Source organism: Chryseobacterium balustinum (assembly GCF_900168205.1).
Lineage (GTDB): Bacteria > Bacteroidota > Bacteroidia > Flavobacteriales > Weeksellaceae > Chryseobacterium > Chryseobacterium balustinum.
Genome location: NZ_FUZE01000024.1, coordinates 13,025 through 37,609, shown reverse-complemented (window position 1 = coordinate 37,609; position 24,585 = coordinate 13,025). Strand labels below are relative to the sequence as shown.

27 protein-coding genes are annotated in these 24,585 nt (G+C 33.0%); 15 read left to right on the top strand and 12 right to left on the bottom strand.

What is annotated here, in order from left to right:
* The first annotated feature begins 28 nt into the window (after positions 1-28).
* The 10 genes from tsaE to B5X64_RS19085 all read left to right on the top strand — a co-directional run bounded on the left by tsaE (position 29) and on the right by B5X64_RS19085 (position 6,886).
* Positions 29-436, top strand: coding sequence for a tRNA (adenosine(37)-N6)-threonylcarbamoyltransferase complex ATPase subunit type 1 TsaE (gene tsaE / locus B5X64_RS19130; protein WP_079466768.1), 408 nt, complete (start codon positions 29-31; stop codon positions 434-436).
* Between the two features lie 67 nt (positions 437-503).
* Positions 504-1,697 (top strand): alanine dehydrogenase, encoded by a 1,194-nt coding sequence (locus B5X64_RS19125; RefSeq protein ID WP_079466767.1) that lies wholly within the window; start codon positions 504-506, stop codon positions 1,695-1,697.
* Between the two features lie 75 nt (positions 1,698-1,772).
* Complete coding sequence (locus B5X64_RS19120; RefSeq protein ID WP_079466766.1) at positions 1,773-2,144, top strand: hypothetical protein; 372 nt, start codon at positions 1,773-1,775, stop codon at positions 2,142-2,144.
* Positions 2,145-2,230: 86 nt separating this feature from the next.
* A complete protein-coding gene (locus B5X64_RS19115) occupies positions 2,231-3,001 on the top strand; it encodes a histidine kinase (protein WP_079466765.1) in 771 nt (256 codons plus the stop codon).
* Positions 2,979-3,689: a LytR/AlgR family response regulator transcription factor gene (locus B5X64_RS19110; protein WP_079466764.1), complete on the top strand. Its 711-nt coding sequence runs from the start codon at positions 2,979-2,981 to the stop codon at positions 3,687-3,689. Before B5X64_RS19115 ends, B5X64_RS19110 begins: the two co-directional genes overlap by 23 nt.
* A 110-nt stretch (positions 3,690-3,799) precedes the next feature.
* Positions 3,800-4,189 carry a hypothetical protein gene (locus B5X64_RS19105; RefSeq protein ID WP_079466763.1) on the top strand — a complete coding sequence of 130 codons (390 nt, stop codon included), beginning with the start codon at positions 3,800-3,802 and terminating at the stop codon, positions 4,187-4,189.
* A 90-nt stretch (positions 4,190-4,279) separates the two neighbouring features.
* Positions 4,280-5,152, top strand: a complete 873-nt coding sequence (gene bla-A / locus B5X64_RS19100; protein ID WP_079466762.1) for a CGA/CIA family class A beta-lactamase — start codon at positions 4,280-4,282, stop codon at positions 5,150-5,152.
* Positions 5,153-5,182: 30 nt separating this feature from the next.
* Positions 5,183-5,599, top strand: a complete 417-nt coding sequence (locus B5X64_RS19095) for a hypothetical protein (protein WP_079466761.1) — start codon at positions 5,183-5,185, stop codon at positions 5,597-5,599.
* Positions 5,599-6,489, top strand: coding sequence for a 3-hydroxybutyryl-CoA dehydrogenase (locus tag B5X64_RS19090; protein WP_185120021.1), 891 nt, complete (start codon positions 5,599-5,601; stop codon positions 6,487-6,489). Before B5X64_RS19095 ends, B5X64_RS19090 begins: the two co-directional genes overlap by 1 nt.
* A gap of 157 nt (positions 6,490-6,646) precedes the next feature.
* Entirely contained in the window at positions 6,647-6,886 is a 240-nt protein-coding gene (locus B5X64_RS19085) for a hypothetical protein (RefSeq protein ID WP_002977986.1), read from the top strand.
* A gap of 51 nt (positions 6,887-6,937) precedes the next feature.
* Here B5X64_RS19085 and B5X64_RS19080 read toward each other — a convergent pair whose 3' ends face one another.
* The 3 genes from B5X64_RS19080 to pheT all read right to left on the bottom strand — a co-directional run bounded on the left by B5X64_RS19080 (position 6,938) and on the right by pheT (position 10,986).
* Positions 6,938-7,348: an META domain-containing protein gene (locus B5X64_RS19080; RefSeq protein ID WP_074231693.1), complete on the bottom strand. Its 411-nt coding sequence runs from the start codon at positions 7,346-7,348 to the stop codon at positions 6,938-6,940.
* Between the two features lie 85 nt (positions 7,349-7,433).
* Positions 7,434-8,513 (bottom strand): hypothetical protein, encoded by a 1,080-nt coding sequence (locus tag B5X64_RS19075; protein WP_079466759.1) that lies wholly within the window; start codon positions 8,511-8,513, stop codon positions 7,434-7,436.
* Positions 8,514-8,583: 70 nt separating this feature from the next.
* The gene (pheT, locus tag B5X64_RS19070; RefSeq protein WP_079466758.1) at positions 8,584-10,986 is read right to left on the bottom strand and encodes a phenylalanine--tRNA ligase subunit beta; all 2,403 of its coding nucleotides are present in this window, start codon (positions 10,984-10,986) and stop codon (positions 8,584-8,586) included.
* 281 nt (positions 10,987-11,267) lie between these two features.
* Here pheT and B5X64_RS19065 point away from each other — a divergent pair, with 281 nt between their 5' ends.
* The 5 genes from B5X64_RS19065 (at position 11,268) to B5X64_RS19045 (ending at position 14,780) form a co-directional block, all read left to right on the top strand.
* The gene (locus B5X64_RS19065; protein WP_079466757.1) at positions 11,268-11,900 is read left to right on the top strand and encodes an NAD(P)H-dependent oxidoreductase; all 633 of its coding nucleotides are present in this window, start codon (positions 11,268-11,270) and stop codon (positions 11,898-11,900) included.
* Positions 11,901-11,927: 27 nt separating this feature from the next.
* On the top strand, positions 11,928-12,365 hold the full coding sequence (locus tag B5X64_RS19060; RefSeq protein ID WP_079466756.1) for a MarR family winged helix-turn-helix transcriptional regulator: 438 nt from the start codon (positions 11,928-11,930) through the stop codon (positions 12,363-12,365).
* Positions 12,362-12,784, top strand: coding sequence for an organic hydroperoxide resistance protein (locus B5X64_RS19055; protein ID WP_079466755.1), 423 nt, complete (start codon positions 12,362-12,364; stop codon positions 12,782-12,784). The genes B5X64_RS19060 and B5X64_RS19055 overlap by 4 nt, the downstream gene beginning before the upstream one ends.
* A gap of 183 nt (positions 12,785-12,967) precedes the next feature.
* The gene (locus B5X64_RS19050; protein ID WP_079466754.1) at positions 12,968-14,089 is read left to right on the top strand and encodes a lactonase family protein; all 1,122 of its coding nucleotides are present in this window, start codon (positions 12,968-12,970) and stop codon (positions 14,087-14,089) included.
* 64 nt (positions 14,090-14,153) lie between these two features.
* A complete protein-coding gene (locus B5X64_RS19045) occupies positions 14,154-14,780 on the top strand; it encodes a hypothetical protein (RefSeq protein ID WP_079466753.1) in 627 nt (208 codons plus the stop codon).
* A gap of 7 nt (positions 14,781-14,787) precedes the next feature.
* Here B5X64_RS19045 and B5X64_RS19040 read toward each other — a convergent pair whose 3' ends face one another.
* The 9 genes from B5X64_RS19040 to B5X64_RS19000 all read right to left on the bottom strand — a co-directional run bounded on the left by B5X64_RS19040 (position 14,788) and on the right by B5X64_RS19000 (position 24,572).
* The gene (locus B5X64_RS19040; RefSeq protein ID WP_079466752.1) at positions 14,788-15,417 is read right to left on the bottom strand and encodes a peptide deformylase; all 630 of its coding nucleotides are present in this window, start codon (positions 15,415-15,417) and stop codon (positions 14,788-14,790) included.
* A 316-nt stretch (positions 15,418-15,733) separates the two neighbouring features.
* On the bottom strand, positions 15,734-16,606 hold the full coding sequence (locus B5X64_RS19035) for a ChaN family lipoprotein (RefSeq protein ID WP_079466751.1): 873 nt from the start codon (positions 16,604-16,606) through the stop codon (positions 15,734-15,736).
* A gap of 370 nt (positions 16,607-16,976) precedes the next feature.
* On the bottom strand, positions 16,977-18,005 hold the full coding sequence (locus B5X64_RS19030; protein ID WP_079466750.1) for a hemin-degrading factor: 1,029 nt from the start codon (positions 18,003-18,005) through the stop codon (positions 16,977-16,979).
* A gap of 5 nt (positions 18,006-18,010) precedes the next feature.
* Entirely contained in the window at positions 18,011-18,661 is a 651-nt protein-coding gene (locus B5X64_RS19025; protein ID WP_079466749.1) for a class I SAM-dependent methyltransferase, read from the bottom strand.
* Positions 18,662-19,432 (bottom strand): heme ABC transporter ATP-binding protein, encoded by a 771-nt coding sequence (locus B5X64_RS19020; protein WP_079466748.1) that lies wholly within the window; start codon positions 19,430-19,432, stop codon positions 18,662-18,664.
* Entirely contained in the window at positions 19,432-20,472 is a 1,041-nt protein-coding gene (locus B5X64_RS19015) for a FecCD family ABC transporter permease (protein ID WP_079466747.1), read from the bottom strand. Before B5X64_RS19015 ends, B5X64_RS19020 begins: the two co-directional genes overlap by 1 nt.
* Positions 20,456-21,334 carry a heme/hemin ABC transporter substrate-binding protein gene (locus tag B5X64_RS19010; protein ID WP_079466746.1) on the bottom strand — a complete coding sequence of 293 codons (879 nt, stop codon included), beginning with the start codon at positions 21,332-21,334 and terminating at the stop codon, positions 20,456-20,458. Before B5X64_RS19010 ends, B5X64_RS19015 begins: the two co-directional genes overlap by 17 nt.
* A gap of 24 nt (positions 21,335-21,358) precedes the next feature.
* Positions 21,359-22,444 carry an HmuY family protein gene (locus B5X64_RS19005; RefSeq protein WP_123920914.1) on the bottom strand — a complete coding sequence of 362 codons (1,086 nt, stop codon included), beginning with the start codon at positions 22,442-22,444 and terminating at the stop codon, positions 21,359-21,361.
* Positions 22,445-22,454: 10 nt separating this feature from the next.
* On the bottom strand, positions 22,455-24,572 hold the full coding sequence (locus B5X64_RS19000) for a TonB-dependent receptor plug domain-containing protein (RefSeq protein WP_079466744.1): 2,118 nt from the start codon (positions 24,570-24,572) through the stop codon (positions 22,455-22,457).
* Between the last annotated feature and the right edge of the window lie 13 nt (positions 24,573-24,585).

The following is a 24,585-nucleotide window of genomic DNA, read 5'->3' as shown; positions in this document are numbered from 1 at the left end:
AATTTAGCACAAATAATTATCTTTGCTTATGCAATTCACTATTCATCAAATTAACGACTGGCAAAAAGTTGTTGATTCTATTTTACCGGAACTCAAACACAATATCCTTCTTTTAAAAGGGAACTTAGGAGCGGGAAAAACTACATTTACTCAATTTCTGCTTAAAAATTTAGGCAGTGAAGATGAAGTAAACTCCCCTACTTATTCGATTGTAAACGAATACAATTCGCCAAAAGGAAAAATTTACCACTTCGATTTGTATCGTTTAAAAAATATAGAAGAAGTGTATGACATCGGTATCGAAGAATATCTCGACAATGCATTTTTGTGCATTATAGAATGGCCGGAAGTGTATGAAGATGAACTTTACGGATTAAATTACCATGCGATGAACATCAATAATACAGGAGAAAGTAGAGAAATTACATTCGATTAAATATTATATCTTTGCTTATAGAAATCGATTGTATCAAAAAAAATCTGTAAGTCATAATTAAACAAAAATGAGTACTACAAATATTTTTACTCCTTTTTCAGAGGAAGAATTAATTCCGAAGGAAGAGAAGCTGGAAGTTATAAAAAAGGGAAAACAGTTTAGCATAGGAATCCCAAAAGAAACCTGTCTCAACGAAAGAAGAACATGCATAACGCCCGATGCAGTACAGGTTTTGGTAGAACACGGCCACGAAATCATCATTGAAGCCGGTGCAGGACAAGGCTCATTTTTTACAGATTTACAATATTCAGAATCGGGAGCACGAATTACTCAGGATGCCAAAGAAGCTTTTTCTCAGGATTTGGTTTTAAAAATTAATCCACCTACAGAAGAGGAAATTGATTATTTCAAGCCGAATACGTATTTAGTTTCTGCGCTTCAAATTAACTTAAGAGATAAAGAATATTTCTTAAAATTAGCTGAGAAAAAAATCAATGCAATTGCATTTGAATTTATTGCAGACGAATATAAACAATTGGCTCTGGTAAGATTAATCGGAGAAATTGCAGGTTCGGTTTCTATTTTATACGCTTCAGAATTATTAGCTTTATCAAATGGATTAATGCTGGGCGGAATCACCGGAGTAAGACCTACAGAAGTAGTCGTTTTAGGAGCCGGAATTGTTGGCGAATTTGCCACAAAAGCAGCTATTGGTCTAGGAGCAAGTGTAAAAGTTTTTGATAACTCACTTTCAAAACTGAGAAGACTTCATACTTTGGTCGACAGCAGAGTTCCTACATCGATCATCGATCCTAAAGAATTAAGCAAAAGTTTAAGAAGAGCCGACGTTGTAATCGGTGCTTTACCTAGGCTCAATATGCAGCCCATCGTTACTGAAGAAATGGTAATGAAAATGAAAAAAGGCAGCGTCATCATCGACATCGTTATCGACAACGGAAAAGCCATCGAAACTTCAGAGTTGACTACAATGGATGACCCTTACATCATCAAACACGGCGTTATTCACTGTGGGTTACCGAATCTTACTTCAAAAATGCCGAGAACAACCACAAAAGCTGTTTCCAATTTTTTCCTTTCATATATTTTAAATTATGATCTGGAAGGCGGTTTTGAAAACATGCTGATCCGCAAAAACGAAATGAAGCAAAGTTTGTATATGTACAAAGGCAGACACACCAAAAAAGTTATCTGCGACCGTTTCGGACTTACATATCACGACATCAATCTTTTAATATTCTAATAAATTTTCGCAAACAAAGAATGGATCATGATTTATCAATGATCATTCATCAATTATAGATTGTAATATCAACGTATGAAGAAAATAAAATTCTTTCTAATCGGGCTTATTCCCGGACTTATCATCGTATTTTTTGTTCTTAATGCTAAAGGCGCAAGCTGCAGCGGTTATTTACCAAACAGTCGTGTCATTGCGGAAACTCTTTCAAAAGATTTCGAGTATTCTGAAAATTTCAAAAACGAAATGAAGACTTTAAAAGTTGATGAAAAGTTTTTAAAAGACAGCATTATTACCTTAGGAAAAATAGATTTTGACCGTAGTCATGCGCAGAAAAAACCTTGCCCGGATTATGTGATCACTTATCCTGAGAAAAATCCTTCATACGAAATCACTTTTGAGAAATGTGAAGAAAAAGCAGTTCTTAATTCTTTGAAAAAGCTTAAATAAAATATTTTTTAGCCACGAATACACAAATTCTTATTGATTATTATTCGTGCATTCGTGGCAAATAAAATCTAAATATTTCTCTAAAAATGGATGGGAATTACTACATGATTCATGATTATCTGATCTTTTTTGGAGTTTTTGCTATTTTCTTTTTTTTTACGGTGAGTATTTATCTTTTCAACCAGAATCAGCGCTTAAAAAATAAAAACTTAAGGCTTTTCCAAACCAATAAACTCATAGAGCAAAAACTGAATGAATTGCAACTGGAACACATCGGAACAAAGCTTAATCCACACTTATTTAAAAATATTCTTAATTCTGTACAGTCACACGCTTATCAAACGTATATGTCACTCGACAAACTAGCCAATGTTTTAGACTATATCCTATACGAAAGCAACAACAAATTTGTAAGTCCGAAAGAAGAACTAAGCTTTGCATTAAGTCTTATTGAAATTAATAAAATCAAGGTCAATCCGCTTTTTGATTTTAGAATTAAATCTAAAATTGACAAATCTGATGCTGTTTTCGAAGAAAAAATATTTGCTCCGCTGATTACTGTTGACTTAATTGAGAATGCTTTTAAACATACCGATTTCCTGTCCCAGGATTCTTTTATTTCCATATTATTGGAGCTCGAAGACGGTATTTTTTCGATGAAAGTAAGCAATAAAGCCTCACTGAAAAATGTACTGCATAAAGATCACAGCGGTTTTGGAAGCCAGTCTTTGGATCAAAGATTAAAAATGATTTATGCTAATTTTTATTCACTTCAAAAGAGTTCAAAAAACGGTATCTTCACTGCAGAATTAACAATCAATTTAGGAGAATTCTATGATAAAATGCGTTATTCTTGATGATGAATTGTTGGCAATAAGCTACCTTAAACTTTTATGCGAACAGATTGAAAATGTAGAAGTTGTAAAAGCTTTCAACGACCCGAAAATCTTTCTCAACGAAATAAAAAATATAGACTGTAATCTCTGTATCTTAGATATTGAAATGCCGGGAATGACCGGTCTACAGGTTGCTGAATTGATTTCCGATTCAAAAAAAATCATTTTTACAACGGCTTACAAAGAATATGCTGCAGAAGCTTTTGATCTGAATGTGGTAGATTATGTAAGAAAACCGATCAAAAAAGAAAGACTGGTTCAGGCATTTGAAAAAGCGGCAGATCTTTTAAACAACAGTCAGAAAAAAGAGTTCATCGAATGGAATACCAACATTGGTAAATCCACGATTTTCACAGAGCAGATTGCCTATATTAAAACCTCAGAAATCGACAGCCGTGATAAAGACATTATTCTGAAAGACGGAACGACGATTGTCCTGAAAAATCTCAATTTCAAATCTCTTCTGGAAATGCTTCCTTCAAAAGATTTTGCGCAGGTTAACAAAAAAGAAATTATTGCTTTATCATCTGTAAAAGTTTTGTCGACCAACGAAATAATTACGACAATATCTAATGAATCTGACCAGTTTTTAAAACTTCAGATTGGCGATACTTATAAAAATTCTTTGATGGAAATGTTCGGAAAATAAAGACATTTCAAACCTTTTTGTTTTCACTGCAAAATCTCACCGCTTTATTACATCAGTTCTAAAGAAGCATTTAGTCAACTTACTTTTGTATTTTGATTAAATGATTTATCATGAAAAAACTTTTTTACGGGTGCGGAATTTTTATCTCTACCCTTTATTTTTCCCAGGAGAAAGATTCAAAATTAAATGTTTCTTTTTTAGACGGAATTGCAGTTACAGGATATGTTGATCACGGCGCTTTTCTAAACTTTACTGGTCCAAACATCAATTTCACATACAAAAACACCAAACTGATGATAGGAATGCTTCCTTCTCTGAGAATAAAACAAGATCAGTCTTCCGGAACCAAAAACAGTACAATAATGCCTACTTTAGGAATTGGTTTTGCGGTAATCTATAAAAAAATTGCATTGCAAATTCCTTTCTATTACAACACCAAAACTTCAATTGACAACGGAAGCTGGAAACCAGGTATCGGAATAGGATTCAAATTTAAATAAGTAAATTATTTTGAGTTTAAAATTGTAAAAAATCTTAAATTGCAAATCCCTTTTATTGTCTAAAAGGGATTTGTTTTTAAACAGAATATTATGAAAAAAACAGCCTTTCTTTTTCTATTGATTTCAGCATTTACTTTTGCTCAGAAATCTGTTTTAGCACAAAAGGTCGATTCAATTATTAAAGATAAAAAAGCAACTGTTGGAGTTTCTGTTTTAGGTTTTGAAGATGATTTTAAATACAATAAAAATGCAACTACAAAGCTACCGATGCTTAGTGTTTTTAAGTTTCATATTGCAGCTACAGTTCTCGATTTAGTAGATAAAGGAAAACTTTCATTAGGCCAGAAAATTTTAATAAAAAAAGGCGATTTACTAGAAAATACATGGTCGCCGATTCGGGAAAAATATCCTAACGGAAATGTAGAACTTCCGTTAAGCGAAATCATTAATTATACCGTTGCATGGAGTGATAACAATGGTTGTGATATTCTATTAAGACTCATCGGAGGTGCGCAAGTCGTTCAAAAATTTATGGATTCTAAAGGGGTGAAGGATTTTCAGATTAAACATAATGAAGAGCAAATGCACAAAGAAGCAAAATATTTGTATGAAAATTATACCACAACCAATTCTTTGAGCCAGCTTTATAAAAAATTCTACGATGGTAAAATTTTGTCTGAAAAATCTACAAAGTTTTTATACGACATCATGCTGAATACCTCTACAGGAGGAAATAAACTGAAAGAACAGCTACCTAAACAATCTATAGCCCACAAAACGGGTTCTTCAGGGAAAGATGGAGACTTAACCATCGCAGAAAATGATTCAGGAATTGTTACCTTACCAAATGGCAAGCATTATGCAGTAGTAGTATTTATTAGCAATTCTACCGAAACAGACGAGGTGAATTGTAAGATGATTTCAGACATTTCAAAAGCAGTTTGGGATTATTTTAATAAGTAAAATTTAAAGCTTAATTTTAAAACCATTAAAATGAAAAAAATAATTTTAACAATAGCAGTGTTCAGTTGTGCATTTTTCTTTGCTCAAAAAAGTGAAAATTATATTGAAATAAGCTACAACAGCATTTGTTGCGGACCGCCTTCAAGCTCTTCAGTAATGAATTATATCAACAGCTTTCAAGGCAAAAAAAACACGCTTGAAATATACCGACAGTCAGGTTTGGGAAGAGAAGGTGAATATAAATTGTTCATCGGAATTGATGCTCTTTCAAAAAGTAAAAAAGCAAAGTTTATTAAAGGGCTTGAAGCTGCGATCAATTCTCAGAATAAATCCAGAAATGAAAACAGTGACGGAATCGTGAATTTCGACAGCCGAAAAATTGTTAAAAAAGAGAAACTAAGTACATTAAATAATCTAACTATATATAAAAAAGAAAATTTAAAATGATCAAAAACATTGTCGTTATCGGAGCTGGAACCATGGGAAATGGTATTGCACATACATTCGCACAAAGCGGTTTTAGTGTAAATTTAGTAGACGTTTCTCAGGAAGCTTTAGACAAAGGATTGAAAACTATTACTACAAATCTTGACAGAATCATTGCAAAGGGAAATCTTACAGAAGAGCAAAAAGCAGAAACTTTAGGAAACATCAAAACTTTCACTCAGCTAAAAGATGCAGTAACCAACGCAGATTTGGTAGTGGAAGCTGCGACTGAAAATCAGGATTTAAAATTAAAGATTTTCGCTCAGATGGATGAGTTTGCTCCGGAAAACTGTATTTTATCTACCAATACTTCATCTATTTCTATTACTAAAATTGCTGCCGCTACCAAAAGAGCAGATAAAGTAATCGGAATGCACTTTATGAACCCGGTTCCTATTATGAAACTGGTAGAAATCATCAAAGGCTACTCTACTTCAAAAGAAACTTTTGACTCTATTTACGAAATGAGCAAAACTTTAGGAAAGGTTCCTGTAGAAGTAAATGATTACCCTGGCTTTGTTGCCAACAGAATTTTGATGCCGATGATTAACGAATCTATCGAAACTTTATACAACGGTGTTGCCGGAGTTGAGGAAATTGACACCGTAATGAAACTAGGAATGGCTCATCCAATGGGACCACTTCAATTGGCAGATTTTATCGGTCTTGATGTTTGTTTAGCAATCTTAAACGTGATGTACGATGGTTTCAAAAATCCTAAATACGCACCAAACCCATTATTGGTAAACATGGTAATGGCAGGAAAATTAGGAGTAAAATCAGGAGAAGGTTTCTATGACTATTCTGAAAGCAAAAAAGCTGAGAAAGTAGCAAAAATGTTTGCGAAATAATAAGGCAAATAAGTGCGTTGTTAGTAGTAATTTCTCTTTTAATATGAATGTATTAAAAGAAAAATTATAAACTGATTTTAACAAAAATTTAAATCTCAAAGAGAACTAATACCAATAATTTTATTATCTTTGATTCAAAGTTAAAACATTAAAAAAAATGAAATTACCAAAGTTTTTATTAGCAGACAATTCGGAATTTCCTGAAGATTTATTCGTAGTACATACAGAATATCCAAGATTCATCTTAAACGTTGAAGAGGAAGAAGTAGAATGGCTTGACGATTTGGAAGGTGACGATGAAGAAACTATGGCAGACGAAGCTACTAAAGTAGTTGAAGCAGCGTTCAAATGGTGCGACGAAGAGTTGGCTAAGTACGACGAAGAAGAGGAAGATTAAGAAAAACCACTTATAAAAAAAGGAACTCAAATTTGAGTTCCTTTTTTATTTTTATTCAGATTTGTTGAATTTTAAAAGCAACAAATTATCCTGATACAATTCTAAAGTAGTTCCTGAAACTACATACTTATTAGCTTTATTAAGCATATCCAGGAAGTTTTGCTCAACACTCATATTTGCACAAGCCATTTTTGTGGAACCCATTTGTGAAGCTTCAAATTTCCCTGATGCTGTTTCCATAGTTATACCACCAAAATATCTGTTACATCCGGCATTTCCATTAATCTTTGAACCTTCTATAACCAAAGTAGGAACCTGTCCTTTCACGTTATCCGCTAAAGTCCATTTTGTATTGGCGATTGATGGTTGCGCTTTTCCAACTTTTGATGAAGATGCGTTTTTCATTGTTCCGCAAGAAGCCAAAACGGCAACTGTGCATATACTTAAAAAAAGATTTTTCATTTTACTTTTTGATTTAATTCAAATTTACGGAAATTATTAATACTTTATTTCTAAAAAAGAGATTTATGTTAAATGTATTTTTAAGTTATTTAATTTTAATAAAATGTTTTTTAAGATTTTCGGCATCCTCATCATTCTGAAAATTCATCCCGATAAGATTGGCGTGTCCCATTTTATATTCTTTATTCGTCAATAAAAAAACTTTTTTTCTCAAAACCTGGTCTAAAGTACTCATTCCTATACTCTTCCGTCTTCTGTTTATATCTTTCACCAAAGCATTTCCTTTTTCTCCTCTTTTTTCAGGATAAAACCATTGATGTACATAGCAACAATCTGCTTTTTCAAACATTTCTTCTGCTTTATCATGAGGCCGGTCAGGCTTATCTTCATTTTTAAAAATTTGAACTATATCGAAATGCCCGCTAGAATAATTCTGGGTTCCGTTGTTTAAATCTAAAAGAAAAGCTGCATTTTCCGGAGTAATCTTTCCTTTATTTAAAGCTTTTATAATTTTGTCTGAAAAATTGACAACTTGCGGGCTGTAAAGATTAGTTGCCAATTGATGCCAAATAATAAAATAAAAATTTTGAAAAAAAACTAAGCTAGCAGAGCTTAAACCCAAATCATATTCATTGGGAAATCCTTTTTTCTGAATCAAACTTAAAAGTTTCGTACTCGCAATGCTGTCATTCTTGGTGATTTCTTTTTTATATTTTGCATAATTTCCACCGGAAAGTTTTCTATAATGCTGATCAATCGTAAATAAAGAATCAAGCTCTTTTAGGTAATGATTATCAAACTTATTTTTACATTTTAGCTTTTTGTATTGTTCAATATTGGGAAAATGAGATGAAAGAAAATTTTCTTCAAATTTATATTTCATACAGTCTAAAGACTGATAATGTTTAAAAGCATTTTCGTAATCCTTCTTGTTCAGAAGAACTTTCATATGATTATACAAATCATTCGCATGAGGTTCTTTAAAAGTTTTAAACGCCTTCTGATAATAAAAATCTGCACTGTCTAACTTGTTAGTCGCAATCTTATCTTCTGCAGAATTTACGGCTTCATAATAGCTGATTAATTTCTTATTGGTCAGTTCATTATTTTGACAATGAAAAAAAGTGTAAACAAGCAGAAAAACAAGAGCTATAAATGATTTCATATGAATGTCGTATTATCTTTAAAACAAAAAAAGCGGACAAATGTCCGCTTCCAATATATGATATTTTCTTTTACGATCTCAATTCTGCATTAAACTCTTTCTGAAAAGATTTAATTAAAGAATCCATTACGTGAGAAATTTCTTTTTCTTCCAGAGTTTTTTCTTCGTTTAACAATTCAAAACTCATTGCGTAAGACTTCTTACCTTCAGGAAGATTTTTGCCTTCATAAACATCAAAAAGATTAATGTTTTTAATGAATGGAGATTTATTCTTTTTAGCCGTCTGATACAATTCCTGATAAGAAATATTCTTGTCAATCAGTAAAGCTAAATCTCTTCTTATTTTATTGAATTTAGGAATATCTTTAAATTTCAGTTCGTTTTTAGAACGCAATTCCTGAGCAAATTCAAGCTCGATTTCTGCGTAGAAACAATCCTGATCTACATCAAAATCCTTCAACATTTGAGGAGCTACTTTTCCGATTCTTACCAAAATTTTATCTTCAGACTTGTATTCAATTGCATCTGAGAATCTTTCGTCAGACAAAGCAACTTCTTTATAATCGATTGCCAATCTTTCCAACAAAACTTTCACATACGCTTTCAGGTTGTAGAAATCTGTTGCAGATTTTGGCTGTAACCAGTTTTCGGCATCATTTCTTCCTGAAACCAAAATAGCCAACTGTTTTCTTTCTTCGTACTTCTCTCTTTTATGGTAAATTTTTCCGAATTCGAAAAATTTAATATCTTGATTTTTTCTGTTGATATTGTAAACCGCATTCTGCAAAAGTCCTTCCAATAGAGACTTTCTCATAAATGCTAAGTCTCCGCTTAAAGGATTCAGTAATTTCACAGCATCAGTTTCATCTTTTACAGAAGTTAATGAATTGTTCATTACTTCGTTGAAACCTAAACTCTGTAAAGTTCTTGCCCAAGAATTTTCTAATTCATCCTGATCATTTGCACTTAATTTTACAGGCGTAAATGAAATTTTCTGCGGGGCATCGATTTTATTGTATCCGTAGATTCTTAAAATCTCTTCGATAACGTCGATTTCTCTCGTTACATCAGCTCTGTAAGCAGGAACAGAGATTTCAAAACCATTCTGAATATCATTTAAAACCTGAATTTCCAGTGCTTTTAAAATTTCTTTTACTTTTTCTCTGTGAATTTTTGTTCCTAAAATCTGTTCGATTTTTGAAAATCTGATGATGATATAATTATCTTCAATTTTCTTAGGATATTCTTCCAATAACTCTCCTGTCAACTTTCCTTCTGCTAATTCTTCAATCAATTTGATGGCGTGAGTAATCGCAGTTCTTGTAATATTAGGATCTACTCCTCTTTCAAACCTGAAAGAAGCATCGGTATTCAACCCATGGAATTTAGCTCCTTTTCTTACCGCAACCGGATTGAAATAAGCACTTTCCAGGAAAATAGTTTTTGTCTCGCTAGAAACTCCCGAATTGGCACCACCGAAAACTCCTGCAATACACATCGGATTATCTTGTCCGTCTTTAATGATGATTTCAGAACCGTTCAATGTTCTTTCAACACCATCCAAAGTCGTGAATTTTGTACCTTCTGCAACGGTTCCTACTTTTACTTTTTTATCTGCAATTTTATCTGCATCAAAAGCATGAAGCGGCTGACCGAAACCGTGAAGAATATAATTGGTAATATCTACAATATTGTTGATCGGGCTTAATCCGATTGCTTTTAATCTGTCTTTCAGCCAAGCCGGAGAATCTGCAACTTTTACGTTTTCGATTACTGCACCGATGTATCTTGGTGTTAGCTCAGTATCTTCAACTTCAAGTGTAAAGCTGTGCGAACCTTCATTATTTAAGGCCACAGAAGATACTTTTTCAAATTCAGATTTTTGCTGGTTTGTCGAAAGGAATGCATGAAGATCTCTTGCAACCCCATAATGTGACATTGCATCGGTTCTGTTTGGCGTTAAACCAATTTCAAGAACTTCGTCATTCGTTAATTCAAAATAATCGGCAAAGTTTTTCCCAACTTCATATTTGGTTTCATCTAAAACCATAATTCCGCCGTGATCGTCGCTCAAACCTAATTCGTCTTCTGCACAGATCATTCCCTGAGAAACCTCACCTCTGATTTTTGCTTCTTTAATTTCGAAAAAGTCTCCGTCTTTAGCATAAATTTTAGTTCCCACTACTGCAACAGGAACAGTTTGTCCTTCTGCAACATTCGGAGCTCCACAAACGATATTTAAAACTTTTCCGTTTCCTACATCTACTGTGGTTTTGTTTAATTTATCAGCATTCGGATGTTTCTCACAAGTCAAAACTTTTCCTACAACAATGCCTTCAAGACTTCCCTTTACACTTTCAAACTTATCGATTCCTTCTACTTCAAGACCTATATCGGTAAGAAATTCACCAATTCTTTCGGTTTTCAGTTCTGTTTTGATGTAGTCTTTCAGCCAGTTGCTTGATATCTTCATTAGTAGAATTTTAAATATTTAATCTTCAGGTTTTGTATTCATCATTTTTAATAACCATGAAACACCTCTGAATTTTGCGTCTACAAATGTCGTGTTTTTTTAAGAAATACCGAAATTCAAAAAGGTTAAAAAAATCATATTAATGCTTATTGATGAATTAAAAACAGATTTAAGTAGGGATTAAGATTTAATAGATATCATCTAAAATAGATTTATCAAAATTAAATTGCACACAATTTAATTTCGTCATACCTTTGTACTATAATTTTAAAACAAGAAAAATGTCATTAATTGAAAATTTAAACTGGAGACATGCAGTAAAAGCTTATGATCCGGCAAAAAAGGTTTCACAAGAAGATTTAAATACAATTTTAGAAGCAGCGAGATTAGCTCCTACTTCATCAGGATTACAGCCTTTCAGAATTGTAGTCGTAGAAAATCAGGACTTAAAAAATAAAATGGTGCAAGGAGCGCTTAACCCTGAAGTGATGAGAGATTCTTCTCATGTATTGGTTTTTGCAGCTTGGGATAGTTATTCGAACGAAAAAATTGATAAAGTATATGATTATACTACAGATGAAAGAGATTTGCCGAGAGGTCGCTTTGGAAGTTATACCGATAAGATAAAAACCATGTACAATGCACAAACTCCGGAACAACATTTTGCACATACAGCGCGCCAAACTTATATTGCATTAGGTTTAGCGATGGCACAAGCTGCAGAGCTTAAAATAGATTCTACTCCTGCGGAAGGTTTTAGTAATGAAGTTGTAGATGAAATTTTAGGGCTTAAAGAATTAGGTTTGAAAAGTGTAAGTTTGCTGTATCTTGGTTACAGAGACCAGGATAACGACTGGATGGCTTCAATGAAAAAAGTCAGAATTCCTATGGAGGAATTTATCATCAAAAAATAATAATTCATCAACTTCACTTTCGTACTTATGGAAAATTCCGAATCTTTAAAATTAGAAAATCAAATTTGCTTTCCTTTATATGTGATCGCAAAAGAGATTACAGGACTTTATCGTCCGTTTCTCGATGAGCTGGATATTACCTATCCGCAATATCTCGTGATGATGGTCCTTTGGGAAAATGACGGACTTCCTGTAAATCATATTGGTGAAAAACTCTATTTAGACAGTGGTACTTTAACGCCACTTTTAAAAAGACTGGAAGCAAAAGGATTTATCATGAGAAGGCGAAAGAAAGAAGATGAAAGAGTTGTTCAGGTTTTTATCTCAGAATCCGGAAAAGAGCTTCAGAAAAGAGCTTGTGAAATTCCTTCAAAAATTTATAATAAAGTGGGAGTTTCTAAAGAAGACTGGGAAGAACTTAGCAACAGCGTAAAAAAAATATTAAGCAAAATAAACAATCAATGAAAACAATATACACCACAAAAGTTACCGCAAAAGGCGGAAGAAACGGCCATGTAAAAAGTGAAAATGGAATTCTTGATCTTGAAGTAAGAATGCCAAAAGCTTTAGGCGGAGTCAATGACGACTTTACAAATCCTGAAATGCTTTTTGCAGCTGGATATTCGGCTTGTTTCGACAGTGCTTTAAATTTAGTAATCAATAAATCTAAAATAAAAACCGGCGAAACAACCGTAACAGCTGATGTAAGCATTGGTCAGATAGAAAACGGAGGATTTGGATTAGCCGTAGAATTAGAAGTTAATATTCCTGAAGTTTCTCTTGAAGAAGCTCATGAATTGACTGAAAAAGCTCATCAGATTTGTCCTTATTCTAATGCGACAAGAAATAATATTGAGGTAAAACTTACGGTAACCAATAATTAATAGTTTACCAAAATCAAATATAAAATCTGTTTCGATTAGGAAGCAGATTTTTTTGTTTACAATTAGAATAAATTCAATTTCTACAGCAATATATTTTTTAAATAAATGATTTTTTTTATGAATTTAATTTATATTTGAATTCACAAAAACATCCCTATTTATTAATTTCATCAACTCTACTTTGTGAAAAACTTCTTCATTCTAATTATTACAATTTGTACTTGTATCAACATCTATTCTCAAAATACCTACGCTTTTTTCGGCTCTTTCAATTGGGATAAAAATACGGAAGGAATTTATGTCTATCAATTAGATACCATTAGTGGAAATTTATCAAAAGTTAGTGCATTTAAAGGTATTTCAAACCCTTCTTTTCTTACTTTATCCCCAGATGGAAAATATATTTTTGCCTGTACTGAAAGTAAAACGAAAAACGAAGGAAGCGTAAGCAGTTTTAAATTTAATCCAGAAAATAAAACGCTTACTTTTATCAACAGTCAAAAAAGTGGTGGTGAAAATCCGGTCTACCTTACGGTTCACAAGAATGGAAAATGGCTCGTGAATGGGAATTACACAGAGGGAAGTGTTTCAGTTTATCCTATTTTAGAAAATGGTAAAATCGAACCTTATGTTCAGAATTTTCAGTTTTCAGAAGGAAGTTTGGATGTTAACAGACAGGATCGGTCACACATTCACTCTACTGTTTTTTCTCCAAATTTTGATTATCTCTTTCTTCCTGATTTGGGAGCAGATAAAATCAGAACTTATCAATTTGAAAATGAAAAAGCTCAACCTTTACAAGAAGCTAAAATTTCTTTTACAAAAACAACTTTAGGAAGCGGGCCGAGACATTTTACGTTCCATCCCAACGGAAAATATGCTTATTGTATTGAAGAAATGGGAGGAGCAGTAAGTGTATATTCTTACGAAAATGGGAAGCTGAGTGATCTTCAACGAATTAATACCCATTCGGAAAAATATAAAGATAACTTTGAGAGCTCTGATGTTCATATTTCACCCGATGGAAAGTTTTTATACGCCTCAAACCGCGGAGAGGAAAATAACATTGCTATATTTTCAATTCAAAATAACGGCACATTAAAAATATTGGGCTATCAATCTGTAAAAGGAAGACACCCAAGAACATTTGCGCTTGATCCAAGTGGAAAATTTTTAATCACGGCAAATACTTTAACTAACGATGTAACTGTATTTAAACGGAATACGGAAACTGGTTTATTAAAAAAAGTCGGTAAAAAGATTAAAATTAGGAATGTCTCTTGTGTTCAGATAAGAAAATACTAATTCAACTTATAAAAGAATAATTTTCTTATTTTTGGTTTTAAAGCTTTCTTAAAACATCAAGATTATGAAATATATTTTAAGTGTTTGTTTATTTTTGTCAGCCTTCTTCTCTTACGGGCAAAACTATCCATTTGCAACAGAATTTGTCAATGGTAAAATAATCCTTAAAGATTTATCTGAACTGGATGGACAGATAAAATGGTATCCCAGCCAAAATGATAAATTACATTTCAAATCAGATGAAAAAGCAAAACCCACAAAATATACTCCCGATGATATTACAAGCTTCTCTGCTGAAAATTTGAAGTTTGTTCCTTTATATAATTTCAAAGCTTATGCAGATAATTATGCACTAGTTGGAACCCCAACAAAGATTACGGAGACATTTGGAGAAGTTGTTTCAGAAGGTAAATTCAATATTTATTTTACATCAATCAGAGGATATAATCCAATTGCAAGAACGTTAGAAGATTATCCTAATTTTGTATTTCAAGATGCTAATGATCCTGACAAAAAACTCTATGCTTATCCGTACAGAATCAGAATGAAAGAAAAGAAATACGAAAAAGCAAAAGAAGACCTTTATATTGTTTTTAAAGATCATCCAGAAATTGTTGACAAAATAAAAGCTTTCAAAAAAGAAAACGATTTTTTAGAGATCATTAAAATGATTGAAGATATCAACAAATAAAAGCAGTTTATCTTCCCACAGAATTACTTTTCTTAAAAGCATCTACTTTTAGATAAGAATCATTCTCCTCTTTTTTCTTTTTATCTGAAATTAAAATTCCAAAAAGATGATCAATTTCGTGCTGGAAAATCACCGCCGTAAAACCTTCTACCATTTCTGAGAATTTTTGCCCTTTCAAATCAACATATTCCAGTTGAATGACTTTACTTCTGTAAAACTGATCTCTAAATTCGGGAATCGATAAATCGCCTTCCGGACCAAGATTCTGTAACTCTGATCTCCAGGTAATTACAGGATTAATGAAATATTCCAACGGTTCGCCTGCTCTGTCAAAACGCTGTACCCAAATTATTTTTCTGTTAATTCCTACTTGCGGAGCGGCAATTCCTACTCCACCATCAGTTGAAAGAAGTGATTTCTCCATTCTTTTGACCAAAGTTGCCGTGTTTTTGTCAAGAGGATCAATCTCGGTAGAAAGGTTCAGTAAAGTTTTATGTTGATGAACATCTGTCGTCTGATAAATTGGTAAAGCCGAATTAATATCGCCTTGATTGATCAATGAAATTTCATTAGATGTCAATTTCTGAGCATTGATAAAACCGATAAAAAATATGAAGAGTATGGAGATTTTTTTCATTTTAAAAGAATGTTGAACAAAGATAGAAATGTTTTTAAGTTTTGGCTAAAGCCAATGGAAATATTTGCATTAAAAAAACGGGCTAAAGCCCGTTCCTATTGATATGTATTTCGTTTATTTTTTCTCACGCAGATTGAGCAAATTCAGCAGATAAAAAATCTGTGATAGTCTGTTTAATCCGTGGAATATTTTTTAACACATAAATCACTTTAGAGTTTTAATTTTAAAATGTATAAAAGAACACATTAGTTTTGAAAACCTTTGATTTTCTTTATTTCAACTTAGCTCTTTTACCTTTTTACTTGGTTCTTTAAACTTAATAAGTCTTGGTCATATCCGCCGGAATAATCAGATTAAAATCTGTTGGGATATACTCTTTCTCAGGGATTTTCAACTCATTATCTTCAGATTCAAAAACAGAAATTACTGCCATTTTAAGGTTTGGATTTTTCTGTTTGATGTACCAGTAAATCCCACCAAATTCTTTACTGTGAAAGTTTCCGTTATAATGAATGAAAGTTTTTCCTGGCTGCAGATTATTTAAAATAGATTCTGCCATCGTTGCATCTTTCGTTGCTTGAGCCGAAATAAAATTCATCACCTTCGTTCCTTCTGCATGATCGCCCATCATTTTTTTCATTTCAGGATAACCAGGCGTATCTAAAGTCACATTAATTGGCAATTGAGCGATGTAAGATTTTTCTTTTTCACTCAGTTTATTTAAAGATTCCAAACCTTCTTTTGCGGTCTGAGAAGCATATTTCCTCGGAATATTGGTCGCAATAAAATTTAGGTTTTTATCTTTTGCAAAATCAACCAAAGGTTTGTAATCTGTGGTAAAATTATTCCACAAACGAACAGAATCTTTCAGACTTTTGGGTTCAATTTTACCGGCAAGATATTTATTAAGCTGTGGCTGATTGTCTCTTTCAAACATTTCAGCACCCAAAGTAATCTGTTTATTTTTTTGATCATACAACCCTTCTGTTACTTTTAACTGAAGCCAGTGAACGATTGAATTGTTGTGCAGTTCACCAAAGAAAACAACATCGTAATCAGCAAGTTGCTTGATCAATTTTTCAGTTTTAACGGCTTTTCCTTTTTTATTATAGAATTGATAAGGTTTAAAATTCTGTGCTTTAGAAACAGAAAATACTAAAACCAATATGGCGATAAAAATATTTTTCATTTTATTAAGTTTTTAAACAAGAATATTACAAATTTATATTGACTGTACTCCAAATGTAGGTTTGTTGGTTTTTCGCAAAGACGCAAAGTATTCACCTTTATTTTGTTTTTAAGGCGCAAGAAAATCAAAGATTTTCAGCAAGTGATTTATTAATCAAATTATGCAAATATGCAGTCTTAAATTTTATCGAAGATAAAATCCTTGCGACTTAAAACGTAAATTTAAAAAATTCTTGCGTCTTTGCGTTTTCCAACATTATATCTAAATTTGGAATCAGTGTTATTGTGACAGACACTTGTGTTTAAGTTCAAACAAAAAAGACCGTTTTGAATCTTCAAACAAAACGGTCTTCATCCAATCATCTAATTATTTATTTTTCAAGATCTGCTACCAAATCTTTCCACTCTTGTAATTCTGGAATTCCCGGCTTTCTTTTTCCGAAAAACTGTACAATAAAGTCTCCTTCTTTGTTGAATACTTCGATTGCCGTAACTTCACCGTCTTCGGTCGGTTTTTTCACGATCCAAGCTTCAGTGATTTTTGTAACATCTAAATGTAAGTTGAAATCAGGATCCATTACATTAAACCATTGTTGGTGCCACATTGTTTTTTTTACTTCTCCTGTGTGGATTTGTATAATTCCTCTGTTTCCAACGAAAACCATGATCGGAAGTCGTTTTTCAGAAGCATCTTCCAAAACGTTTACAACTTTTGAAGGATCAATTTTTTTAGCATAACCTTCCGGCGCCAATCTCAAAGCCTGAGTTCTTGAAACACCGAATTTTCTGGTCATCATAAAGAAATCGTGTGTATCTTTAAGTTCTGTCCAAGCTTTTTTGAAACCTTCAGCATCAATTTCTGAATCTTCTTTTTCAGGAGCTTTTGGAGCAACTGCTTCAAATTCGAAAACTTCCTTCTGATTTTCAGCTTTAAACTGAGCTACGATAGGTTCGAAAGCTTCAACATTGCTGTCTTTCGTTAAATAAATTTTGTGAAGCGCCATCCCGTCTTTTCCAAAGAACTGGAGGCTTTTTTTGTCACCTTCAACCACTGCGAAAGCGAATTTCCAGTGATTTTGAAAGATCCTCAAATCGATATCTTCACCTACAAAAAGCTGCGCATGAGGACTGCTGAAATCACCGTTTAAGTAAATTCCTTTTCTTTCGTGAACACACTCGTCATTTCTCGTTAGAGCCATTACTTTTCCTAATTTTTCAACTTCTGTTAAGATGTTTGCAAATTCAGGTTTCAGAACAGTAACTTCTTCACCTACGTTAGTTAATAATAATTCTGCTTCGCTTACACCCAATTCTGCAGCTGCATTTCTTATTCTCATATGTGGGTTTTCTGCTTTGAGAGCTTCCCATTTTTCTTTCAGATCGTTAACTAGTGTATTCATTTTATTTATTTTTTTATGGTTAAAACTGTGTAATTTCTTTTGATCAATTCGTCTCCGGTTTTGCTTTTTATTTCTTCTTCTTTTTCAGAAATTTTCATTCTTTTAAAAAGACTTTTAGAAACCGTTTCTTCCATTTCATCCGAATTGTAAAGGGTAAAATCGAATTGAGTAAAAGGTAGAGTTTCCATGAAATCTCTCTGTCCGAAAGTAAGAACAAATGTTCCGTTCTTTTTTAAAACTCTGTAGATCTCATTTAAATATTCTACCGGATCTTCCCAGAAATAAACGGTATTTACAGTGAATATTTTGTCGAAAGTCTTATCTTCAAAAGGCAGTTTCTTTCCTTCATACAAAACAAATTCTGCCTGATCTTTAAATGTTTCATTTAATCTTTTAGCTTCAAGATGCATCGTTTCGGAAATATCAATTCCGGTGTATTTTAGATTTTGAGCTAAAGTTAAAAGACTTTTTACGTGAGCTGCATTTCCGTGACCAATTTCAAGAATGTGCTCGTCATCTTCAATTAAAAGAGTTTTGATGCTTTCCAACGTCATTCCGATATTGGTTTCATTCATCATTTCTCCAATCTGAATACCTTTTTCACCTTGCGGGTTGGCAAGATTTTGCGCTAATATTTTTAAATCTTTCTGTTCCATTTATCCAAAAATAATCATGGGGTTGTTGGTAATAGGATGATCGCAAATAGTACATGGGAAATTGTAAGCTTCGCTGATATTTTCAGCCGTAAAAACGTCTTCCGGAGTACCGTATGCAGCAACCTGTCCTGATTTCATCAATAAAATTTTATCAGCATACTGAGCGGCCAAATTCAAATCGTGCAACACAACCACTGCAGAATTTTCATGCTTTGTGAAATTTTTAATAATTTCTAAAGCTTTATACTGATGTTTTATATCTAAATTATTCAGAGGTTCATCCAAAAAAACCAATTTTTGAGTGATTTCATTATCCAATTGAGCTAAAACTCTCGATAAATGCACCCTTTGTTTTTCTCCACCCGACAAAGTGTTGTATTCTCTGTCTTTCAGATGATAAACATCGGTTTCATACATCATTTTATTCATCGCTTCGTAATCTTCCTTTTTGGGTTGAGAATCGAAATACGGGTAACGCCCCATCATCACTACATCTTTTACTTCCAAAGGAATGTCGTTTGAATTGTGTTGTGAAAATTTAGCCTTATGTTTTGATAGTTCGTCAACTTTCCAGTCTCTGATGTTTTTATCTTTAAATAGGATGTTATGATTGGTTTTTACTTCATTTGCCAAAACACTCAGTAGACTTGATTTTCCCGCTCCGTTTGGACCAACGATGGCTAAAAATTCGCCAAAGCCCAAAGAAACATCCACATCATTTAGAATATGAAATTCTTTATGTTTATAACTGATTTGCTGAGCTTTTATCATTATACTGACTTTTTAAATTTCAACAAAATAGCAATGAATATAGGTGCTCCCATCATTGCCGTTAAAATTCCGATGGGCAATTCTGATGGTTCTACTACACTTCTGCTCACTGTATCTGCTGTAAGTAATAAAACACTACCAAAAATGGCAGATAATGGCAAGATAAAACTGTAATTAGATTTAAATAAAAGCCTTAAAATATAAGGTACAATTAATCCTACAAAACCAATTGTTCCGGAAAATGCCACACAACTTCCCACCATTAATGAAACAATGATAACGATTTGTTTTTTTAATCTTTCTACATTAATTCCTAAATGCTGTGCATCTTTTTCGCCTAACATCATCGCATTTAAAGCCTTTCCTTTAGGTAAAAGGATGAAGTAAGAAATGATTAAGATTATCGCTAAAATAATATTCTTCGTCCATGTTGCCGCGGCTAAACTTCCCATATTCCAGAAGGTTAAATCTCTCAATTGCTCATCTTTTGAGATATAAATCAGAAACCCTGTGATAGAAAAACCGATCGCAGAAATGGCAACGCCCGATAAAAGCATCATAACCACATTGGTTTTCCCACCGCTTGTAGAGATTTTGTAAACCAACAACATTGCAAGAAGAGAACCAATAAAAGCCGCAATTCCGACGAGGGAAAATTGTACTGCCTCAGGAAGATATTCTCTGAAATGCCCTCCTAAAACAATTGTAATTGCCGCCATTAATGTAGCTCCTGCCGTCAATCCGATTAAATCTCCGGTTGCTAAAGGATTTCTGAATAACCCCTGCAAACTGGTTCCTGAAACCGAAAGCATACTTCCGATAATGATTGCCATCACGATCCTAGATGCTCTCACATCCCAAACAATATATTTATCACTTAAAGATAAGTCAGAATCTCCTACAATTACTTTCCATAAAACTTCAAACGCAGATTTATCACCGAAATCATAAACCCCTGTATTCAAAGACCATACTGCTATAAAAACGAGCAGTATGGTACTTAATATCATGTAAAAGTATAATTTACTTTGTGCTTTCAACTAAAAGTTTGTTTAATGAAACTGCAGCCTCGCCTAGTCTAGGACCGAAACCTGAAACTAAACCACCATCCATTGCGATAATTTTTTTGTTTTTACCCGCATTGGTTTGAGAAACACCAGGCATTTCTAAAGCACCTTTGTTTCCACCTGAACTTTCTAATCCGCTTGAGAAGAAGAACAATACATCAGGATTTGCTTTTACCACCGCTTCCGGAGTTAAAGGTTTAAAATCTTCGAAGTCATTAACTGCGTTTTCTCCTCCTGCCAAATTAATTAAAGCTGCCATTGGTGTATTTTTACCAGCAACCATCATCATATTTCCTCTTGCGTAGATGAATAATACTTTAGGCTTCTTAGCAATTGGCTGAATTTGTTTTAAATCGGCATCAATTTTATCATTTAACTTCTGATAATCTGTGTTACCTACCGCTTTTGCAACATCTGCAATTAATTTTTTGGTTCCTTCTACTGTATATTCCTGCTTAAAAGTTTCAGTTTTGATTCCTGAAGCTTTTATTTTACCCATTAATTCTGGGTTGATATCTTTATCTGAGCCTAAAATCAATGTAGGCGAAACTGCCATGATCGGTTCAATAGTAATTGACCTTACGTGACCTAAATTTTCTGAAGATTTCTTTAAAGATTCAGGATATGTACTGGTAACATCTGTTGCTACAATTTCTTTCTCGTGACCTAAAGCGGCAATAATTTCAGTAATTCCACCGTTTAAAGTTACAATTTTATTATTTGATTTTGGATTTTCTGCAACAAGTTCATTTCCGTTTTCTGTAGGCTTTTGTACTTCTTTCTGACAAGAATAGACTGCCATAAGAACAGAAGCGGCAAGGATGAATTTTTTCATTTTTATCTGATTTATTTTCTAAAATTATAAAGGTTTATACTCGAATTGAGGATGACCTCTTTCACCTTTCTCATCTGTCATATTTTTAAATCTTAGTTTAAAATAATATCCTTCTGCATCTTTTATTACATAGAAAACATTACTTTTTACCTGAGATCCGGAAGGTCCTGCTTCTCTCCAGTTACCTCCAATCACTCGTTGATCGTTATATACGAATTTAGACTGATCAATATCTGATAATTTAAAATTATTATATGCTTCAGTTCCTGTTACAGTCCCTGCTGCATTCACTTCATAAGCTCCTGCACCACCCATATTATTAATGGTAATAAAATCAGCATAGACGTAAGTTCCCATACCCTCAATAACATTAGTAAAGACTGTAAAACCAATATCCCAATTTTTCTTTTCGGGCTGAATAACTACATCATTATTATTAACCAAGCTTACGAAACTGTAATTATATGCTGAGTTTTTAGTAACATTTAATTCTTTGATATTCGTAGTTTCATCAAGTGGTGCATATCTCACTTTATAACCGTTACCTTGTCTTAAAACCTGTATCTTCATCCATCCTCTTGATTCTGAGCCTGTATTAACAGAACCAGCAGCTACATTCCCTGTAAAAACTTTTACCCCCATATTAACAAGATAGATCCCATTCTCCGAGGCATTCGCTTTTACTTCTTCAATCGCAGTATATCCTGAAGGTATATTACCTTTTACATCATCAATGTATTTTATATTGGCAGCGCTATATGGACCGACTACAACCTGACTTGTTAAAGTTGCTACACTTGCCGCTGTCACTTGTTTGATATCTGTTGCGTTAGGAACTTTAGCTGCAGCCATCGCTACTGATGAATTCAAAATTACTTTAAACTCATTACCTGAATAAAAAGCGAGATCCCAGTCTCCTCTTTTTGTAGAAACCATAGAGTTCGTCCCGAAGTCAAACCAAACTTGATTAGGTTGAGTAGCACCACCAACTTTGGCATCTACAGTAAATCCGTCAGTTTTTGGCACTACAATTGGATCATCATTATCGTTAATACACGACTGTGTAATAAATGTTCCTCCAATTAAAAGATAAAACAATATTTTTTTCATTTTTAAAATTTTAGAAATTATAGCCAATTCTTACAAAATAGCTTCGGCCGTAGAAAAGATTAGAACTTGAATCGGCAGCATCATGAACATTTCCAGAAATAGTAGTATCTCTAACCGATGATACATCGAAAATATTTTTCACACCAGCGCTTACCTCAAAATGATCTTTAAAGAATGGCTGAGTAACCGTAAAATTCATCATGCTAAAATCGTTTCGCTCACCAATGATATATTGAGAAGACGTAAGGTCTGACATCAAAGTAGGTATTTGAGTTTTCCCAGTATATTTATAGAATAAAGATAATGTAGTATTTGTTTTAGGAACAATATAATTAGCGGCAACATTCGCCTCAAAAGTGTAGAAGAAATCATCAGGTGAAAAAAGTCCGTCCTGATTCAAAACTCTTGAAATTCCATAATACGCAGCATTTGTTGATAAGCTAAACTGACCTTTTTGAGCTCTGAAATTGGCTTCAAACAAATAGCTTTCAAAACGATCAATATTAATATATTTAAATTTTAAAGGATTACTGCTAACCTGCGCCATTTCAATCCTGTCTTTTACTTTCAGATAAGTAGCACTGGCTCCTATTCCCAGGTTCCACCCTGAATCTGTGGATATTTTTTTATCAGCATTTAAAGAAACTGTCATTCCTTTTTCCGGACTCAAATCTGGATTCCCCTGAATATCATGATTACTATCTACCTGGTAGGTATATAATTCATCAAAATTTGGAAATCTGTTGGCACTCCCTACAACAAGACGAACATTATCATTATCTGTTACTTTTGCTCTGGCTGTTAATGAATAATTATGCTGTGTATCGAATTTATCACTTAAAGCTAAACGGTAACCTGGACGAATTGAAAGCCAATTAGCCGCATCCCATTCGACTGACATGAAATTAGCATAATTAAAAATTTTTCTTTTTACATCATTTATTCCCCCAAAATTACCTGCTATATTACCTGCAAAGCCGGTTGTGTGATCCAACTCATATCCAATTTGAAAATCAATTTTATCATTATCAAGAAAATTACTAAAAACTCCTCTTGAATACAGTACATCAGATTTATTATAAGACTGATATTCATTTAAATTACCTCTTACCTGTCTATTTGGAATATCATAGACAAAATCTCTGTATTTTCTATCCTGAGTTTGATATGAAAAATCTCCTGTATAATTAATTGCTCCAAGTTTTGCTTGTACATTTAGCTGATGAACGTATCGTGTAGTTTTATAATCTCTATCAGTAGAGATAAATGTTCTGTTACCTTCTCCTAAATACAGCTCTTTAACGATTGGATTGTAATAATTAAGTTTCTCATTTAAAAATCCAAATTTGTAAAAGATTGATGTTTTATTCTTCGAATAACGTATAACCCCGTCAACATTTAAAATATCTTTCGGCTGCCAAGCATAACCTCTTTTGTCATCTTGCTCAAAATACTTATACCCCTCATAATTACCTTTGAAACCTTGAAAATCATTGTGGTTTATATTAGCTCCTATATACCAATTATCACTGATATTATAACCAATATTTAAATTTTGAATGTGTCTTCCTTCTCCATTTTTAGACCAATCATACTCTTTACCTACCGTTTCTTCTTGTAGAAATGCGTTTAATGTTAATTTTTTATGACTGTTTTTTTTAGTAATAATATTGATAACACCCGCAACAGCATTACTTCCATAATCTACTCCCATTGAGCCTCTTACAACTTCAATTCTTTCAACATTGTTTACATTCAATTTTGTAAGATCAATATTATTTCCTAAGCCAACATCCCCTACAACAGGTATATTATCTATGAGAATTTTTGTGTATTCACCACCAAGTCCCATCAGGTTTGCTGTGGAATTTCCTGAATTTCGGTCTGATGTAATGAGAATATTTAAGCTTTGATTAAGAACTTCCGCAACATTTGTGGCCGCCATATTCTTAATTTGTTCCGCATTAATAACCTCAACCTTATATATAGATTTATTAATAGATTGCTGCATATATTGCCCGGTGATAACAACTTCTTCTATTTTTTTCTGATTTAGAGAATCTTTTTCCTGTGCATTTATCCAACAAACAGTAGACAACATCACAATTGAAAGTACCTTCTTCTTCATAAACTCAAAATTT

What these genes read in the sequence shown, in the direction of transcription:
- B5X64_RS19120 (WP_079466766.1), top strand. Translation starts at nt 1,773, where the DNA reads ATGAAGAAAATAAAATTCTTTCTAATCGGGCTTATTCCCGGACTTATC.
- B5X64_RS19060 (WP_079466756.1), top strand. Translation starts at nt 11,928, where the DNA reads ATGGAAAATTCCGAATCTTTAAAATTAGAAAATCAAATTTGCTTTCCT.
- B5X64_RS19110 (WP_079466764.1), top strand. Translation starts at nt 2,979, where the DNA reads ATGATAAAATGCGTTATTCTTGATGATGAATTGTTGGCAATAAGCTAC.
- B5X64_RS19075 (WP_079466759.1), bottom strand. Translation starts at nt 8,513, where the DNA reads ATGAAATCATTTATAGCTCTTGTTTTTCTGCTTGTTTACACTTTTTTT.
- tsaE (WP_079466768.1), top strand. Translation starts at nt 29, where the DNA reads ATGCAATTCACTATTCATCAAATTAACGACTGGCAAAAAGTTGTTGAT.
- B5X64_RS19055 (WP_079466755.1), top strand. Translation starts at nt 12,362, where the DNA reads ATGAAAACAATATACACCACAAAAGTTACCGCAAAAGGCGGAAGAAAC.
- B5X64_RS19025 (WP_079466749.1), bottom strand. Translation starts at nt 18,661, where the DNA reads ATGGAACAGAAAGATTTAAAAATATTAGCGCAAAATCTTGCCAACCCG.
- B5X64_RS19095 (WP_079466761.1), top strand. Translation starts at nt 5,183, where the DNA reads ATGAAAAAAATAATTTTAACAATAGCAGTGTTCAGTTGTGCATTTTTC.
- B5X64_RS19000 (WP_079466744.1), bottom strand. Translation starts at nt 24,572, where the DNA reads ATGAAGAAGAAGGTACTTTCAATTGTGATGTTGTCTACTGTTTGTTGG.
- B5X64_RS19045 (WP_079466753.1), top strand. Translation starts at nt 14,154, where the DNA reads ATGAAATATATTTTAAGTGTTTGTTTATTTTTGTCAGCCTTCTTCTCT.
- pheT (WP_079466758.1), bottom strand. Translation starts at nt 10,986, where the DNA reads ATGAAGATATCAAGCAACTGGCTGAAAGACTACATCAAAACAGAACTG.
- B5X64_RS19035 (WP_079466751.1), bottom strand. Translation starts at nt 16,606, where the DNA reads ATGAAAAATATTTTTATCGCCATATTGGTTTTAGTATTTTCTGTTTCT.
- B5X64_RS19030 (WP_079466750.1), bottom strand. Translation starts at nt 18,005, where the DNA reads ATGAATACACTAGTTAACGATCTGAAAGAAAAATGGGAAGCTCTCAAA.
- B5X64_RS19115 (WP_079466765.1), top strand. Translation starts at nt 2,231, where the DNA reads ATGGATGGGAATTACTACATGATTCATGATTATCTGATCTTTTTTGGA.
- bla-A (WP_079466762.1), top strand. Translation starts at nt 4,280, where the DNA reads ATGAAAAAAACAGCCTTTCTTTTTCTATTGATTTCAGCATTTACTTTT.
- B5X64_RS19085 (WP_002977986.1), top strand. Translation starts at nt 6,647, where the DNA reads ATGAAATTACCAAAGTTTTTATTAGCAGACAATTCGGAATTTCCTGAA.
- B5X64_RS19040 (WP_079466752.1), bottom strand. Translation starts at nt 15,417, where the DNA reads ATGAAAAAAATCTCCATACTCTTCATATTTTTTATCGGTTTTATCAAT.
- B5X64_RS19080 (WP_074231693.1), bottom strand. Translation starts at nt 7,348, where the DNA reads ATGAAAAATCTTTTTTTAAGTATATGCACAGTTGCCGTTTTGGCTTCT.
- B5X64_RS19065 (WP_079466757.1), top strand. Translation starts at nt 11,268, where the DNA reads ATGTCATTAATTGAAAATTTAAACTGGAGACATGCAGTAAAAGCTTAT.
- B5X64_RS19125 (WP_079466767.1), top strand. Translation starts at nt 504, where the DNA reads ATGAGTACTACAAATATTTTTACTCCTTTTTCAGAGGAAGAATTAATT.
- B5X64_RS19005 (WP_123920914.1), bottom strand. Translation starts at nt 22,444, where the DNA reads ATGAAAAAAATATTGTTTTATCTTTTAATTGGAGGAACATTTATTACA.
- B5X64_RS19105 (WP_079466763.1), top strand. Translation starts at nt 3,800, where the DNA reads ATGAAAAAACTTTTTTACGGGTGCGGAATTTTTATCTCTACCCTTTAT.
- B5X64_RS19020 (WP_079466748.1), bottom strand. Translation starts at nt 19,432, where the DNA reads ATGATAAAAGCTCAGCAAATCAGTTATAAACATAAAGAATTTCATATT.
- B5X64_RS19010 (WP_079466746.1), bottom strand. Translation starts at nt 21,334, where the DNA reads ATGAAAAAATTCATCCTTGCCGCTTCTGTTCTTATGGCAGTCTATTCT.